Genomic DNA, 15,412 nt, shown 5'->3' with positions numbered 1-15,412 from the left:
TCCGTGACGGTCGCGGTGGGTGTGTCATCGGTTCAGTCGTCCGTGTCGGCACGGCGACATCCCTGTCTCGCGGCTCCTCGACTCTCCGTAGAGCGCAGTCATGAGAACACGTAGATATGCGTATGAAGGCATGTAGTGTGATAATCCATTCAGGGGAAGGTGTGACTACGGCGGTCTGCAAAAGCGGCCAGGGAGCCCGAAGCCCCCGTTCACGAGGCGATTTGGTGTCACCCGGGTGCGCCGTGCTAATGTTCCATCTCGTTCGAGAGGCCCTACCGAGCCCCTCGGCACAGTGTTCGGTCCCATAGCTCAGCGGGAGAGCGTCCGCCTCACACGCGGAAGGTCGCTGGTTCGAAACCAGCTGGGACCACAGTAATGACCAGGACTGTCGTCCTGGTCATTTTTCGTTGGTGGAGTGGCGGAAACCTCACTGGTGGGGAGCCGGTCTCGGTGAAAACTCCGCGCTCCTTAGCATCGGTAGAGACTACTTACCGAGAACCTGAGGACGTGTGGTGACCACCGAACAACTTGACCGCTGGAACGCTCAGGAAGCCGCCGCCGAGGCGATGATCCCGATCATCGGCACGCTGTACCGGGGCAAGGGCGTGACGATCCTGCTGCACAGCCGGTCGCTGGTGAACAAATCGGTGATCAGCATCCTGCGGACGCACCGGTTCGCGCGGCAGATCGCCGGCGAGGAACTGTCCGTCGACGAGACCCTGCCCTTCCTGCAGGTGCTCAGCGAACTGGACCTGGGGCCGTGCAAGATCGACCTCGGACAGCTGGTCATGGCCTATCGCGCCGATGACCGCGGGCTGTCGATCCCGGAGTTCACCGCGGCGGTGCTGACCGAGGTGCTCGACGGCAACAAGGCCGAGCCGCAGGGCCCGCGCGATGTCGTGCTTTACGGCTTCGGCCGGATCGGGCGACTGGTGACCCGGCTGCTCATCGAGAAGGCGGGTTCCGGCAACGGGCTGACCCTGCGCGCCGTCGTGGTCCGCAAGGGCGGTGACGACGATCTGGCCAAGCGCGCGTCGCTGCTGCGCCGCGACTCGGTGCACGGCCACTTCAACGGCACCATCAAGGTCGACGCCGACAACGACACGATCACCGCCAACGGCAACGTCATCAAGTTCATCTACAGCGATGACCCGACCACGATCGACTACACCGCCTACGGCATCGACAACGCCATCCTGATCGACAACACCGGCCGGTGGCGTGATCGCGACGGTCTGTCCCAGCACCTGCGCCCTGGTATCGCGAAGGTCGTGCTGACCGCGCCGGGCAAGGGCGATGTCCCCAACATCGTGCACGGCGTGAACCACCGCAGCCTGGATCTGTCCCAGCAGATCTTCTCCTGCGCCTCGTGCACGACCAACGCGATCGTGCCGCCGCTCAAGGCCATGGACGACGAGTTCGGCATCCTGCGCGGACACGTCGAGACGGTGCACTCGTTCACCAACGACCAGAACCTGCTCGACAACTACCACAAGGCCGACCGTCGCGGCCGGTCCGCGCCGTTCAACCTGGTGCTCACCGAGACCGGCGCCGCCTCCGCCGTCGCGAAGGCGATGCCGGACTTCAAGGCCAAGATCACCGGCAACTCGATCCGGGTACCCACGCCGGACGTCTCGGTCGCGATCCTGAACCTGCAGCTCGCGCAGGAGACGACCAAGGAGGACGTGCTCGCGTACCTGCGTCAGGTCTCGCTCGCGGGCCCGTTGAGCCGCAACCTCGACTACACCGCCGCCAACGACGTGGTCTCCAGCGACTTCATCGGCTCGCGCGCGGCGTCGATCATCGACGCCAACGCCACGATCGTCGAGGGCGACACCGCGATCCTCTACGTCTGGTACGACAACGAATTCGGCTACTCGTGCCAGGTCGTGCGCACCGTGCAGTACATCTCGGGCATCGAGTATCCGACCTACCCGCAGCTCGGCGTGCCGTCGGCCGAGCCCGCGCTGGCCGCCGCCGACGCGGGGTAATCGCCTTCCGCGACCTGCGGATCAGGCGGGCGCGCGACCTCGTGTCGGCGTCCGCCTGCCCGGCGTCGGCGTTGTCGGGCCGGGCGGCGTTGTGCATACTGGGCACATGACGACTAGTCGAAAGGGCGTACGGCGCCCGGGCCGTTGAGCCCCCTGCCGGTCATCGCACCGGCTTCCTTCCCGCTCGATCGAGCGGAATTCCCGCAGTATCCGCAGCATCTTCGCGCGGCCGGACCACCCGGCGACGATGCCCGCCTGGCCTTGTGGCGGCGGGTTCGCGCATTCGCGGTGCCACCCGCCATGATCGATCTCGCCACCGCGCGCCGCGGTCTCGGCGACTGGGCCGGGGCCTGCGCCGCGGCGCATGTCGACGTCGATCTCGATCTGCGCGCGCTGGCCCGGACCCACGGCCGGGATCTGGCCGCGCGGGTGCGGGCCGACCTGCGGTATCTGGCCCCGGACCTGCTGCGCTGGCACCTGCCCAGGATCGCGCCCGACGGACTGCTCCGGCCGGGGCTGACGATCACCTTGGCGCGCTACGCGACCGCCGGAACCCGTGGTGGCGGTGAAGGATTCGTGCACCTGGTGGTGCGGACCGCGCCGGCCTGGGCCGATGCCGGTCAGCGCGTCGCGCTCGGGCTCTGGGAGGGCGCCGCGGCGAGCCCGCACCCCCATGCCCGGCCGAACCGGCGCTTCCGGCTCGATCTGCACCGGCACCTGTGGGACGCGCGCAGGGCCGACGAGCTGCCGCTGCGGTGCGGGGCGCCGCCGGGGGAGAACGCATCCGCACAGCTGCCGCCCGGATGCGCGGTCGATCGCTGGGCCGAGGAGGCCGCGCTCCTGCTGCGGGCCGAGAAGTCCACGGCCGGAATGGTTCTGGTGCGCTGCGGCGCCCGGCGCCGGGTGGTCCTCGAGGTCGGCGCGCAGGTGCGCATCACCGAGGAATATCGGCGCGGCGCGGTGTCCGCCTTGCCGGTGCTGCCCGACGCGGCGACCTGGGCGCTGCCCGATCTGGTCCTGCTGCGGGCCGGCGCGATCTCGGTCGATCAGCTGCATCCGCTGGTCGCCGCGGCACTAGACCCGACCTGGTCACCACGGGCTGCCTCGCGGAAGTCCGGGGGACCGGAGCGGCCTCGGCTCGTGTGGTGCCGGGGGCAGTGGCACCGGATCGGGTTCGTCGACGGGCGCCTGGCCGCGCTCGATCACGACCCGGCCGAGATCCGGCGCGAGGAACTGCTGGTCGCGCTGACCGGCACTGCGCTGCCCTGCCTACAGGTCATCGACCGGGCGCACCGTCGTCCGGAGGCGCTGACGGGCATTCGCGAACGGCTCGACCACGGTGACAGCGCCGGTGCGCTGGCCGAGGTCGAACGGCTGCTCGGTCCCGCGGCGCTGCTGCGCGACGGTCCCCTCCGCGACGAACTCGAGTCCGCCGCGCGACGGCGGATCACCTATGGCCTGTTCCGGGCCGGGCTGTCCGCGCCCGGTCGCGGTGTCCCCGCGCCCGCCGGCCGCCCCCGCCGTGAAGACGGCGTTCGTCCGCGCCACGCGGTCAAGCGCTGATCTTTCCCCACTTCCTCCGCACATCAAGGTGATACACCCATGTCTGTACGCATTCCCGTCGTCCCGCGTCCGGTCCGAACCATCGGCTCCCAACTCGACATCGCGGGCGAACTGCTCGCTCTGCTCGGCGAAACGACCACCGAACCCCGTCCCGACACCCGGCTCGAGGCACTGACGCTGGCGGTCGCCGCCGACCTCCCGGTCCTGCTGTGGGGTGAGCCGGGCATCGGCAAGACCGCCGCGCTGACCCAGCTCGCCGAGTCCCTCGACCTGCCGCTGACCACGGTGATCGCGAGTGTGCACGAACCGTCCGACTTCTCGGGCCTGCCCATCCTCGGTGACGACCCCGCGACCGACGGGGTGCCGATGGCCCCGCCGGACTGGGCCGTGAAGCTGGTCGAGGCCGGACGGGGCCTGCTGTTCCTCGACGAACTCTCGACCGCGCCGCCCGCCGTGCAAGCGGCCCTGCTGCGCCTGGTCCTGGAACGGCGGATCGGCACGCTGCGGTTGCCGCCAGGGGTCCGCATCGTCGCCGCTGCCAACCCGCGTTCCTCGGCCGCCGACGGCTGGGAACTGAGCCCGCCGCTGGCGAATCGGTTCGTGCACCTGCAATGGACCCATGACCACGAGGTCGTCGTGCGCGGCCTCGGCGGCACCTGGCCGCGGGCGACGCTGCCCCGCCTCGCGCCCGAAAAGCTCTCGGAGGCGGTGGCGTTCGCCCGGCGCGCGGTGTGCGAGCTGCTCGCGGGCCGCCCGAAGCTGGTGCATCAGCTGCCCACCACCGAAACCCGGCGCGGCGGTGCCTGGCCGTCGCCGCGCAGCTGGGAGATGGTGGTCCGGCTGATCGCGTTCGCCACGGCGGCGGGCGCCGCGCGCGATGTGCTGTCGATGCTGGTGCGCGGGACCGTCGGTGACGGTCCCGGTTTCGAGCTGCTGACCAGCATCGATCGGATGGATCTGCCCGATCCCGAAGTGCTGCTGGCCGATCCTGCGGTCGCCGCGCTGCCCGACCGGGGCGATCTGCGCCAGGCCGTGCTCGACGCGGTGGTGGCGGCGGTGCGCCGACGACCCGAGAAGGCGCGCTGGGACGCGGCGTGGGCCCTGCTGGCCGGGGCCGTGGCGACCGGGGCGCCGGATCTGGTGGTGGTCCCCGCGACCACGCTGGCCACCCTGCGCCGGGACGACTGGGAGATCCCGGCGTCGATCGAATATCTCGCCGCCACGGTCTCGGTGTCCCGGCAGGCCGAGCAGGCCACGGCCCGCGTCGCCGAGGCCCGTCGATGACGGGCCACCTGGATCACGAGAAGCTGTATGCCGCAAGGCTGTCCGCGGTGTCGGCCCGGCCCTATCTCGCCACGGCGCTGTATGCGCTGCACATCGTCGAGTCGCGGCAGGTGCCGACGATGGGGGTGGACAAGCACTGGCGCTGCTACGTCTCACCCGCGTTCGTGGCCTGCACGTCCGTGGAAGAACTCGCCTCGATCCTGGTGCACGAGGTGTCGCACCTGCTGCGCGAGCATCACGCGCGCAGCGATCGATACGCCCGCGCGCACGATCTGACCGGCCCGGCGGAGCGGCTGCGGATGAACATCGCCGCCGACGCCGAGATCAACGACGACGCGTTCGGCGACGGGCTCGTCCAGCCCGCGGGGGCGGTCCTGCCCGCCGACCTCGGGCTGTCCCCAGGCGAACTCATGGAGGACTACCTCGGGCAGTTCCGGCTGGGCAGGCTGACCGAGGGCATGGCCTGGCTCGATTGCGGTAGCGGCGCCGACGGACTGGAGCGGGCCTGGGAACTCGGGCCCGACGGCGCGGACGGCCTCAGCGAGCAGGAGCGCGACGCGGTGCGGTTCCGGGTGGCCCAGGGCATCGTCGGCCGACCGGGCGACGCGCCCCAGGGGTGGCGACGATGGGCTGAGGAGGCGCTGCATCCGTCGCAGCCGTGGCGGGATCTGCTGGGCGCCGCCCTGCGCTCGGCGGCCTCGGCCCCCGGGGTCGGCGCCGACTACACCTACGGCAGGCCGGCGCGGCGCTCGGCGGCGCTGCCCGGGGTGGTGCTGCCGAGCCTGCGTCGGATGCCCCCTCGGGTCGCGGTCGTCATCGATACCTCGGGGTCGGTCAGTGACGTCGAATTGGGCAGCGCGCTGCTGGAAGTCGCCGCCATCACCCGCGCAGTCGGCGGTCGTCGGGACCTGGTCACCGTGCTGTCGTGCGATGCCGCGGTCTGGATCGCCGATCCGCTGTGCCGGGCCGAGGGGATGACCTTGATGGGCGGTGGCGGCACCGATCTGCGGACCGGTTTCACCGCGGCCCTGCGCACCCGCCCGGACGTGGTCGTGGCGCTGACCGACGGGCAGACGCCCTGGCCCGACACCCGGCCACCGTGCCGGACGGTGGTCGGGGTGTTCCGCCGGGCGGGGTCGTGGAGCGAGGCCGATCCGGACTACGTGCCGGACCGCCCGCCCGCCTGGGCGCGAGTGGTGGAGATCGGGTGAGGCCTACGCGGTGGCGGCCCGGCGCCGCGCCGAAAGACGCTGCGTCACCAACATGGACAGCCCGGAGAACAGCAGCGCGGCGAGGGGGATCAGCGGCAGGTAGGACACCCACACGATCGGCTCCGGCAGGGACAGGGCGATCACGGTGGCGACGACGGTGACGACGAACACCACCGCGGCCCAGCGGTGTAGCCCGCGGGTTCGCGCGCGCGTGCCGGTCGCCCCGGTCCGGCGAGCCGCGCCCGACCTCCCGGTGTAGTACCGGACGAACAGGACGCTGCCGGAGAGGAAGAGCCCGGCGAGGGGCAACAGCGGGAGATAGGACACCCAGACCGGTCCGCTCAGCGCCAGCGCGATCACCGTGAGGATCACGATCGCGGTGAAGGCCACGGCGAGCCACCGGTGGGATCGGCGCACCCAGGTGCTGGTCATCGGGAACCCTTTCGTTGTGGTGGTCTGCGGAAACGATGTTTCCACCGACCCGGGCGCCGCGCTTCTCGATTCCTGATCGTTGCGGCCGGTCGACGGATCGGCCGCACCCCGCGGGCCCGACGTATTGCGTGTGGTGCACGTCACAGTTGAGTCGCGATTCGTCCCATTCGCCTTGAGGACTTTCCAAACGCTTGGGTAATTCTTTACTATTGGCCCGACCCTGTGTCTCGGGTCGAGAATCTCTTCGAGCAGTGCCGTTCCGCCGCCGTTCGCTCGCAGCTCAGCATCAATTGCCAGTGCATGTTCGACCGATGAACCGGGCGCCGATCCGCCCCGGCGAAGGAGAATGATGACCGACAATGATCCGGGCCATTCGCTGAAATCTGTTCTTCGGCAAGACCTTCCGGCGTCCATCGTGGTGTTCCTCGTCGCCTTGCCGCTGTCGTTGGGTGTGGCGCTCGCCTCCGGCGCGCCCGTCGTCGCCGGACTCATCGCCGCCGCGGTCGGCGGCGTGGTCGCCGGCCTGCTCGGCGGCTCGTCGATCCAGGTGAGCGGGCCGACCGCCAGTCTCGCCGTCGTCGTCGCGGGTGCGGTCCAGCAATTCGGCTGGGCCGCCATGTGTTTCATCACCGTCGGGGCGGGTCTGCTGCAGATCCTGTTCGGGCTCAGCCGCATCGCGCGCGCCGCGCTGGGCATCGCCCCGGTCGTGGTGCACGCCATGCTCGCCGGAATCGGCGTGATCATCGCGCTACAGCAGGTGCACGTGCTGCTCGGCGGCACCACGGTCAGCTCGCCGTGGGCGAGCATCGTCGCGCTGCCGAATCAGGTGATGTCGGTGCACAAGGGCGACCTGTTCGTCGGGCTGCTCGTGATCGCCATCCTGATCGGGTGGCAATACCTGCCGCGCCGCGTCCGGGTGGTGCCCGGCCCGCTGGTCGCGGTGGTGGTGGCGACGGTGATCTCGCTGGTGCTGCCGCTGACGGTGGACCGGGTGCGCCTGGACGGCTCGCTGATCGACGGCATCGGGTTGCCCGCGCTGCCGCACGGTGGCTGGGTGCCGATCGCGCTGACCATGCTCACCGTCGCGCTCATCGCCAGCGTGGAAACGCTGCTCTCGGCGGTCGCCGTCGACAAGATGCGGCCCGGTCAGCGCACCGACTTCGATCGTGAACTCCTGGGGCAGGGCGCCGCCAACATGGCCTCCGGGACGCTGGGCGGCCTGCCGATCGCGGCCGTCATCGTCCGCAGCATCACCAACGCCAACGCCGGAGCCCGCAGCCGGGCCGCCACCGTGCTGCACGGTTGCTGGGTACTGGTATTCGCGATCGCGCTGGTCGGATTGGTCCGGCAGATCCCGACCGCCGCGCTGGCCGGACTGCTGGTGCTGATCGGGGTGCAGCTGGTGAAACTGGCGCACATCAAACGCGCCCGCCGCACCGGCGACATCTACGTCTACCTCGTCACCGTCGTGGCGGTCGTCTCGCTGAACCTGTTGCAGGGCATGGTGATCGGCCTGATCGCCTCGTTCGCGCTGCTGCTGTGGCGGGTCGTGAAGTTCACCATCGCCGCGGCGCCGCGCCCCGACGGGACCTGGCTGGTGCGCATCGATGGACCCTGCACCTTCCTGGCCGTGCCCCGCCTCACCAGCGAACTGGCGAAAGTGCCCGCCGGCGTGGACGTCACGGTGGAGCTCAGTGTCGACTTCCTCGATCATGCCGCGTGCGAACTGCTCTCCGAGTGGGCCGGTGCCCGCGAATCGGGCGGTGGCACGGTCGATTTCGTCGAACTCGGCACCGCGCGGATGGCGCGCGCGCACGACGGTCCGCCCGAATACGGCCACGCCCGCAAGGCGGTCGACGAGGCGATCCGGCCGTGGCGGCGCAGCGGCGGTGTCGACCCGATCGCGGCGGGTATCGCGGCCTATCACCGCGGCCACGCGCACCTCATGCGCCCGCACCTGGCCGGCCTGCGGCACCGGCCCGACGCCGACACCTTCTTCCTCACCTGCGCCGATGCCCGCATCGTGCCCAACGTCATCACCAACAGCGGTCCCGGTGACCTGTTCACCGTGCGCAACGTGGGCAATCTCGTGCCGGTCGGCGGCAGCGACGTCTCGGTGGAGGCGGCGCTGATCTACGCGCTCGACAAGCTCGACGTGCGCGCGGTCGTGGTGTGCGGGCACAGCGGGTGTGGGGCCATGGAGGCGCTGTACGGACAGGTCCAGGCCGGTCCCGGGCTCGACGACTGGCTCGCGCACGCCGCGCCGACTCTGGCGGAATTCCACGCGGGTCACCCGGTCGCCGAGGCGGCCCGGCGGGCGGGCTTCGGCCCGGTCGATCAGCTCGGGATGGTGAACGTCGCCCGGCAGGTCCAGACGCTGATGGACTACCCGGCGGTGCGCGGCGGGATCGAGGAGCGCGGGGTGGTGGTGTCGGGGCTGTTCTTCGATCTGGCGACCGCGCGGGTCATCGAGGTGACCACCGACGGGATCGCCGAGTTCGACGACAGTCATCGCCGGGTCGCGGCCGAACCGGTATGAGCGCCGGGCCTGGTGTGGGCCACACCACAGCGGTCCTGCGGTTATGGCGACACCCACTCTTCGTGCGGCACACTGGTTTTGCCAAGTCTTTACCAATACGGTGGTTGGCACCCCGCCCCGGTTCGCCGACGCACCGGGGCGTTCGACGCTTCATCGCTGGAAGCTGTCTCGCGGTCACCCGACCGTCCACGACACGTAGATCGTCCATCGACCACGGCCGCGCGCCGCGTCGCCGAAGGAGAACCATGTCTGTCGCGAACGACCTAGCTCCACCCGCCGCACCGGCGTCCTCGCCGAAACCCCCGCCGCCGTCCTGGCGGCAGTCCCTGCTCCGCCACGACCTGTCCGCCTCGATCGTGGTGTTCCTCGTCGCCCTGCCGTTGTCGTTGGGCATCGCCGTCGCCTCCGGCGCCCCGGTCGCCGCCGGTCTGGTCGCCGCGGTGATCGGCGGCATCGTCGTCGGTGCGCTCGGCGGCTCGGTGCTGCAGGTCAGTGGCCCCGCCGCGGGCCTGACCGTCGTCGTCGCCGAATCCATCGCCCAGTTCGGCTGGCGTACCACCTGTTTCATCGTCGGCGCCGCCGGCCTGTTACAGATCCTGTTCGGGCTCAGCCGCATCGCGCGTGCCGCGCTCGCCGTCGCCCCCGTGGTGGTGCACGCGATGCTCGCCGGCATCGGCATCACCATCGCGTTGCAGCAGGTCCACGTGCTGCTCGGGGGGTCATCGCACAGCACCGCCTGGCGCAATCTGATCGAGCTGCCGGGTCAGCTGTTGTCGCTGCACGGCGGTGACGCGTTCGTCGGCGCCGTCGTCATCGTGGTGATGCTGGGCTGGAAGTACGTGCCGTCGAGGCTGCGCCCGGTGCCCGGTCCGCTGGTCGCGGTCGTCGCAGGCACCCTGCTCTCGCTCGTGCTGCCCACCGAGGTGGAACGGATCGTGTTGAGCGGCTCGCTCTTCGACGCGCTGCAACTGCCCGAACTGCCGTCGGGGAACTGGTCGGCGGTCGCCATGATGGTGCTCACCATCGCGCTCATCGCCAGCGTCGAGAGCCTGCTCTCCGCCGTGGCGGTGGACAAGATGCACACCGGTCCGCGTACCGATTTCGATCGTGAGCTGATCGGTCAGGGTTCGGCGAACGTGCTGTCCGGACTGGTCGGCGGCCTGCCGGTGACCGGCGTGATCGTGCGCAGCGCCACCAATGTGCAGGCGGGTGCGCGCAGCCGGGCCTCGGCGATCATGCACGGCTGCTGGATCCTGCTGTTCTCCGTGGCGCTGGTCGGTCTGGTCGAGCAGATCCCGAAGGCCGCGCTGGCGGGCCTGCTGATCGTGATCGGCATCCAGCTGGTGAAGCTGGCCCACATCCGGCTGGCCCGCCGTACCGGCGACCTGCTGGTGTATCTGGTCACCGTGCTCGGCGTGGTGTTCCTGAACCTGCTCGAGGGCGTGATCATCGGTCTCGCACTGGCTTTCGGGCTGCTGCTGTGGCGCGTGGTGCGCGTGCAGGTCGCCGCGATGCCGCTGCCCGGCGGTGAGCGCTGGCTGGTCCGCATCGACGGGTCGTGCACCTTCCTGGCCCTGCCCAAGCTCTCGGCCGAGCTCGCCAAGGTGCCCGCGGGCGCCGAGGTCACCGTGGAGATGACGGTCGACTTCCTCGACCACGCCGCCTTCGAGGCCATCGAGAGCTGGCAGCATCAGCAGGAAAGCGGTGGTGGCCGCGTCGATTTCGTGGAGATCGGCAGCGCCAGGATGGCCGACACGGTGGGCTCCCCGCCCGCCCGTGGCTTCGGTCGCGCGACCTGGGACGAGCTGCTCGGCCCGTGGCGGCACCAGAAGTCCGGCAGCGACGCGCTGACCGCCGGAGTCTCGGCGTTCCACCGCAGCCACGCCCACGTCGTGCGCCCGCACCTGGACGAGCTGCGGGACCGGCAGGACCCCGATTCCTTCTTCCTCACCTGCTCGGACTCGCGGATCGTGCCCAATGTGATCACCTCGAGTGGCCCCGGCGACCTGTTCACCGTCCGCAATGTCGGCAATCTGGTGCCGACCAGCGGCGACGACTCGGTCGAGGCGGCGCTGGTGTTCGCGCTCGAGGAACTCGCGGTGCGCTCGGTCGTGGTCTGCGGGCACTCCGCCTGCGGCGCCATGAAGGCGGTCTACCGGGGCGCCGAGTCCGACGGCGGGCTGAGCTCGTGGCTGCGGCACGCCGAGGCGAGCCTGGACCGGTTCCGGGCCGACCACCCGGTCGCGGTCGCGGCCAGGGCCGCGGGCTTCGACGAGGTCGACCAGCTCGGCATGGTCAACGTCGCCGTGCAGGTCGAGACGCTGCACCGGCATCCGGCGGTGCGCCGGGCGGTCGCCGAGCGCGGGCTGGCGGTGTCGGGACTGTTTTTCGACATCGCGGGCGCGCGGGTGATCGAGGTCACCGCCGAGGGTATGCGCACCATCGACGATCGAGACGGTACGCCGACTACGGCGTGATCGCGGGCCCGGCGGCTCGTAGGCTGGAACGATGACGAGCAAGCCGACCGCTGACACCACCGACGCCCCGGCGGATTCCGCCGCCGGGGCGTCGGCGGCCGAGCCGGTCCTCGAGCGGCCGGACTTCAAGCAGCGCTGGCGCGCCTTCCGGGCGAGCATCGAGCACCGCCCTACCCTGAATCTCGGCTACCGCATCGCCGTCGGCGTGGTCGGTGGGCTGGTGCTGCTGATCGGGATCGTCACGATCCCGTACCCGGGACCCGGCTGGGCGCTGGTGTTCGCGGGCTTCGGCATCCTGGCCACCGAGTTCGTCTGGGCCCACCACACCCTGACCTGGGTGCGGGGCAAATACCGGATCGTCATGGGTTGGTACACCTCACGCGGGTGGACGATCAGGATCCTCGGCGCGGTGGCCACCTTCGCCCTCGTCGTCGCGACGCTGTGGCTGCTCGGCACATTTTCGATGGTCGCAGGGTGGATCGGAGTCGATTGGCCATGGTTGCGCAGTCCCCTGATGTCGTGAGCACCGTTCCCGGACGCCTGCTCACCGATCCCGCGTGGGTCGCGGCCCGGGTCGGCGAGATGAGCCGCGCCTGGGGCACCGAGACGCCGCGCGTCGGCGGCACGCTGTGGTGGTGCATGGTCGCCTCCGCGCTCGTCGACCAGATCACCGCCGCCTACGCCGCGGGCGTCGCGGCCCCGATCGCGGCGCTCGACGAACTCGACTGCGAGATCCGGCCCGACGGGGGCGTCGAGCACGTGCGCTTCCGTTCGACGGTCGCGCTCGCCTCGGCCGCCGACCGCGCGGCCGCCGCCGAGGCGGTCGGCACCGCCCTGCGCGACACCCTGACCGCGGTCATCGCGCAGGTCGCCGCCGTGTCCGGCGCCGGAGTCCCCGCACTGTGGGCCGTGGTCACCGACGCGATCGGCAACCGCGCGCTGGACGCGGGCGCACCGGCGGCCGCGACCCGGCTGGCCGGCGAGGTGGGCTCGCGCCTGCTCGCCCCTCGTTTCGTCACCGTCGGCGAGCGCACCTTCGTCAAACGACTGTCCTGCTGTCTCGTCTACGAGGTACCGGGGTGCCAGATGTGCACCAGTTGCCCGAAACGCCCGGCCGCCGAACGCGCGGCCCTGCTGGCCGAGGCCGCGGGGTAGTCGCACGGAGCGAACAACACGCGGTCACAGGTCCATCGACACGCGCTGTCGGCGGCCCCGATAGCATGGTCGCGTTCGCAGGTATTCAGCCTGCGCCGCGCGGGACATCCCCGCCGGACGTGACGTCAAGGAGAGCATCCCCGTGACCACCTCTGCACCGATCAGCCCTGTCGCCCTCGTCCGGGTGCCGGCCGGGACTACCGCGGGCGCGGCGGTGCGTGAGGCGGGCTTGCCCACCAAGGGACCGAACACGATCGTGGTGGTCCGCGACGCCGAGGGCGCGCTCAAGGATCTGTCCTGGATCCCGGACGAAGACGTCGAGGTCGAGGCCGTCGCCGCCGACACCGAGGACGGCCGCAGCGTGATCCGGCACTCGGCCGCGCACGTGCTGGCCCAGGCGGTGCAGCAGGAGTTCCCCGACGCCAAGCTGGGCATCGGCCCGCCGATCAAGGACGGCTTCTACTACGACTTCCGGGTCGACCGGCCCTTCACCCCCGAGGATCTGGCCAAGCTGGAATCGCGGATGAAGAAGATCATCAAAGGCGCGCAGCGCTTTTCGCGTCGCGTGGTCGAGATCGACGAGGCGCGGGAAGAACTGGCGAAGGAGCCGTTCAAGCTCGAGCTGATCAGCGACAAGTCCGGTATCGATGATCCGGAGATCATGGAGGTCGGCGGCAACGAGCTGACCATCTACGACAACCTGGACCCGCGCACCGGCGAGAAGCTCTGGGGCGACCTGTGCCGCGGCCCGCACATCCCCACCACCAAGTTCATCCCCGCCTTCAAGCTGACCCGCAGCTCGGCCGCCTACTGGCGCGGTGACCAGGACCGCGAGGACCTGCAGCGCATCTACGGCACCGCCTGGGAATCGACCGAGGCGATGGACGAGTACCTGCACCTGCTGGCCGAGGCCGAGCGCCGCGACCACCGCAAGCTGGGCCTCGAGCTGGACCTGTTCAGCTTCCCCGACGAGCTCGGCTCCGGCCTGCCGGTGTTCCACCCCAAGGGCGGCATCATCCGCAAGGAGATGGAGGAGTACTCGCGCCAGCGCCACATCGACGCCGGCTACGAGTTCGTCAACACCCCGCACATCACCAAGGGGCATCTGTTCGAGGTCTCCGGTCACCTCGACTGGTACCGCGACGGCATGTTCCCGGCCATGCACCTCGACGCCGAACTCAACGAGGACGGCACCGTGCGCAAGCCCGGCCAGGACTACTACGTCAAGCCGATGAACTGCCCGATGCACAACCTGATCTTCCGCGCGCGGGGCCGCTCCTACCGTGAACTGCCGCTGCGGCTGTTCGAGTTCGGTTCGGTGTACCGCTACGAGAAGTCCGGTGTGGTCCACGGCCTGACCCGGGTGCGTGGCATGACCCAGGACGACGCGCACATCTACTGCACCAAGGAGCAGATGCACGCGGAGCTGACCACCACACTGCAGTTCGTGCTCTCGCTGCTGCGCGACTACGGCCTCGACGACTTCTACCTCGAGCTGTCCACCAAGGACCCGAAGAAGTTCGTCGGCTCCGACGAACTGTGGGAGGAAGCCACCGAGACCCTGCGCAAGGTGGCCACCGACTCCGGCCTGGACCTGGTGCCCGACCCGGGCGGCGCCGCGTTCTACGGCCCGAAGATCTCCGTGCAGGCCAAGGACGCGCTGGGCCGCACCTGGCAGATGTCGACCATCCAGCTCGACTTCAACCTGCCCGAGCGGTTCAACCTGGAATACACCTCCTCCGATGGCACCAAGCAGCGTCCGGTGATGATCCACCGCGCCCTGTTCGGCTCGATCGAGCGGTTCTTCGGTGTGCTCACCGAGCACTACGCCGGTGCGTTCCCGGCCTGGCTCGCGCCGGTGCAGGTCGTCGGCATCCCGGTCGCGGAGAACTTCGCCCCGCACCTGGACGCGGTGATCGAGCGGCTGCAGGACGCGGGCGTGCGCGCCCAGGTCGACCGCAGCGACGACCGGATGCAGAAGAAGATCTTCAACCAGACCGCGCAGAAGGTGCCGTTCATGCTGCTGGCCGGCGCGCGCGACGTGGAGGCGGGCGCGGTGAGCTTCCGCTTCCGCGACGGCACCCAGGTCAACGGCGTGCCGGTCGACGACGCGGTGGCCACCGTTCTGAGCTGGATCGCCAACCGGGCGAACGTCTCGCCCACCGCGGACGGGTTCGAGGTCGTCGGCGCGGCGAAGGCGTCCTCATGAGTGAGAGCATCGCCTCGGAGGCCGGGGCGATCATCGACGCGGGCGCCGGTCAGCCGGACCGGCTGCAGCGGCTGTGGACGCCGTACCGGATGTCCTACATCACCGGTGAGGTCAAGCCCAAGGACGCCACCGGTCACCCGTTCACCGACATCCCGAAGATGTCCGACGAGGACGGCTTGATCATCGCCCGCGGCGAGCAGGTCTACGCGGTGCTCAACTTGTACCCGTACAACCCAGGGCACATGATGGTGGTGCCGTACCGCCGGGTCGCCGACCTGGAGGATCTGACGCCCGCCGAGAGCGCGGAGCTGATGGCCTTCACGCAGCGGGCCATCCGGGTGATGAAGCGGGTCTCGCGACCCGCCGGATTCAACGTCGGGCTCAACCTCGGCGGTGTGGCCGGTGGTTCGCTGGCCGACCACCTGCACCAGCACATTGTGCCGCGCTGGGGTGGGGATGCGAACTTCATCACCGTGGTCGGTGGGGTGAAGGTGATGCCTCAGCTGTTGCGCGAGACGCGGCAGCTGCTGGCGGAGGCGTGGGAGGAATAA

11 protein-coding genes and 1 tRNA gene are annotated in these 15,412 nt (G+C 70.2%); 11 read left to right on the top strand and 1 reads right to left on the bottom strand.

Annotated elements, in window-relative coordinates; translation table 11 throughout:
• Window positions 1-298: 298 nt before the first annotated feature.
• From Q7X29_RS24005 to Q7X29_RS23985, 5 genes are all read left to right on the top strand, one after another.
• Window positions 299-370 (top strand) — tRNA-Val (locus Q7X29_RS24005).
• 142 nt (window positions 371-512) lie between these two features.
• The gene (locus Q7X29_RS24000) at window positions 513-1,991 is read left to right on the top strand and encodes a glyceraldehyde-3-phosphate dehydrogenase (protein WP_316575456.1); all 1,479 of its coding nucleotides are present in this window, start codon (window positions 513-515) and stop codon (window positions 1,989-1,991) included.
• A 300-nt stretch (window positions 1,992-2,291) separates the two neighbouring features.
• On the top strand, window positions 2,292-3,554 hold the full coding sequence (locus Q7X29_RS23995; RefSeq protein WP_316575455.1) for a hypothetical protein: 1,263 nt from the start codon (window positions 2,292-2,294) through the stop codon (window positions 3,552-3,554).
• 39 nt (window positions 3,555-3,593) lie between these two features.
• Window positions 3,594-4,838: an AAA family ATPase gene (locus tag Q7X29_RS23990; protein WP_316575454.1), complete on the top strand. Its 1,245-nt coding sequence runs from the start codon at window positions 3,594-3,596 to the stop codon at window positions 4,836-4,838.
• Window positions 4,835-6,049, top strand: a complete 1,215-nt coding sequence (locus Q7X29_RS23985) for a vWA domain-containing protein (RefSeq protein ID WP_316575453.1) — start codon at window positions 4,835-4,837, stop codon at window positions 6,047-6,049. The genes Q7X29_RS23990 and Q7X29_RS23985 overlap by 4 nt, the downstream gene beginning before the upstream one ends.
• Before the next feature lie 3 nt (window positions 6,050-6,052).
• Here Q7X29_RS23985 and Q7X29_RS23980 read toward each other — a convergent pair whose 3' ends face one another.
• Window positions 6,053-6,481: a hypothetical protein gene (locus Q7X29_RS23980; protein ID WP_316575452.1), complete on the bottom strand. Its 429-nt coding sequence runs from the start codon at window positions 6,479-6,481 to the stop codon at window positions 6,053-6,055.
• A gap of 346 nt (window positions 6,482-6,827) precedes the next feature.
• Between Q7X29_RS23980 and Q7X29_RS23975 the strand changes: the two genes are divergently transcribed.
• From Q7X29_RS23975 to Q7X29_RS23950, 6 genes are all read left to right on the top strand, one after another.
• Complete coding sequence (locus Q7X29_RS23975; RefSeq protein WP_316575451.1) at window positions 6,828-9,020, top strand: bifunctional SulP family inorganic anion transporter/carbonic anhydrase; 2,193 nt, start codon at window positions 6,828-6,830, stop codon at window positions 9,018-9,020.
• Window positions 9,021-9,265: 245 nt separating this feature from the next.
• Window positions 9,266-11,497 (top strand): bifunctional SulP family inorganic anion transporter/carbonic anhydrase, encoded by a 2,232-nt coding sequence (locus Q7X29_RS23970; RefSeq protein ID WP_316575450.1) that lies wholly within the window; start codon window positions 9,266-9,268, stop codon window positions 11,495-11,497.
• 31 nt (window positions 11,498-11,528) lie between these two features.
• On the top strand, window positions 11,529-12,020 hold the full coding sequence (locus Q7X29_RS23965; protein ID WP_218721136.1) for a TIGR02611 family protein: 492 nt from the start codon (window positions 11,529-11,531) through the stop codon (window positions 12,018-12,020).
• Window positions 12,017-12,652 carry a (2Fe-2S)-binding protein gene (locus Q7X29_RS23960; protein ID WP_218721135.1) on the top strand — a complete coding sequence of 212 codons (636 nt, stop codon included), beginning with the start codon at window positions 12,017-12,019 and terminating at the stop codon, window positions 12,650-12,652. Before Q7X29_RS23965 ends, Q7X29_RS23960 begins: the two co-directional genes overlap by 4 nt.
• Before the next feature lie 142 nt (window positions 12,653-12,794).
• Window positions 12,795-14,861: a threonine--tRNA ligase gene (gene thrS, locus Q7X29_RS23955; protein WP_316575449.1), complete on the top strand. Its 2,067-nt coding sequence runs from the start codon at window positions 12,795-12,797 to the stop codon at window positions 14,859-14,861.
• Entirely contained in the window at window positions 14,858-15,412 is a 555-nt protein-coding gene (locus tag Q7X29_RS23950; protein WP_316575448.1) for an HIT family protein, read from the top strand. The genes thrS and Q7X29_RS23950 overlap by 4 nt, the downstream gene beginning before the upstream one ends.

Source organism: Nocardia canadensis, assembly GCF_032656385.1.
Classification (GTDB): domain Bacteria; phylum Actinomycetota; class Actinomycetes; order Mycobacteriales; family Mycobacteriaceae; genus Nocardia; species Nocardia canadensis.
Note: the sequence above shows the minus strand (reverse complement) of the source record. Positions and strands in the feature narration are given on the sequence as shown.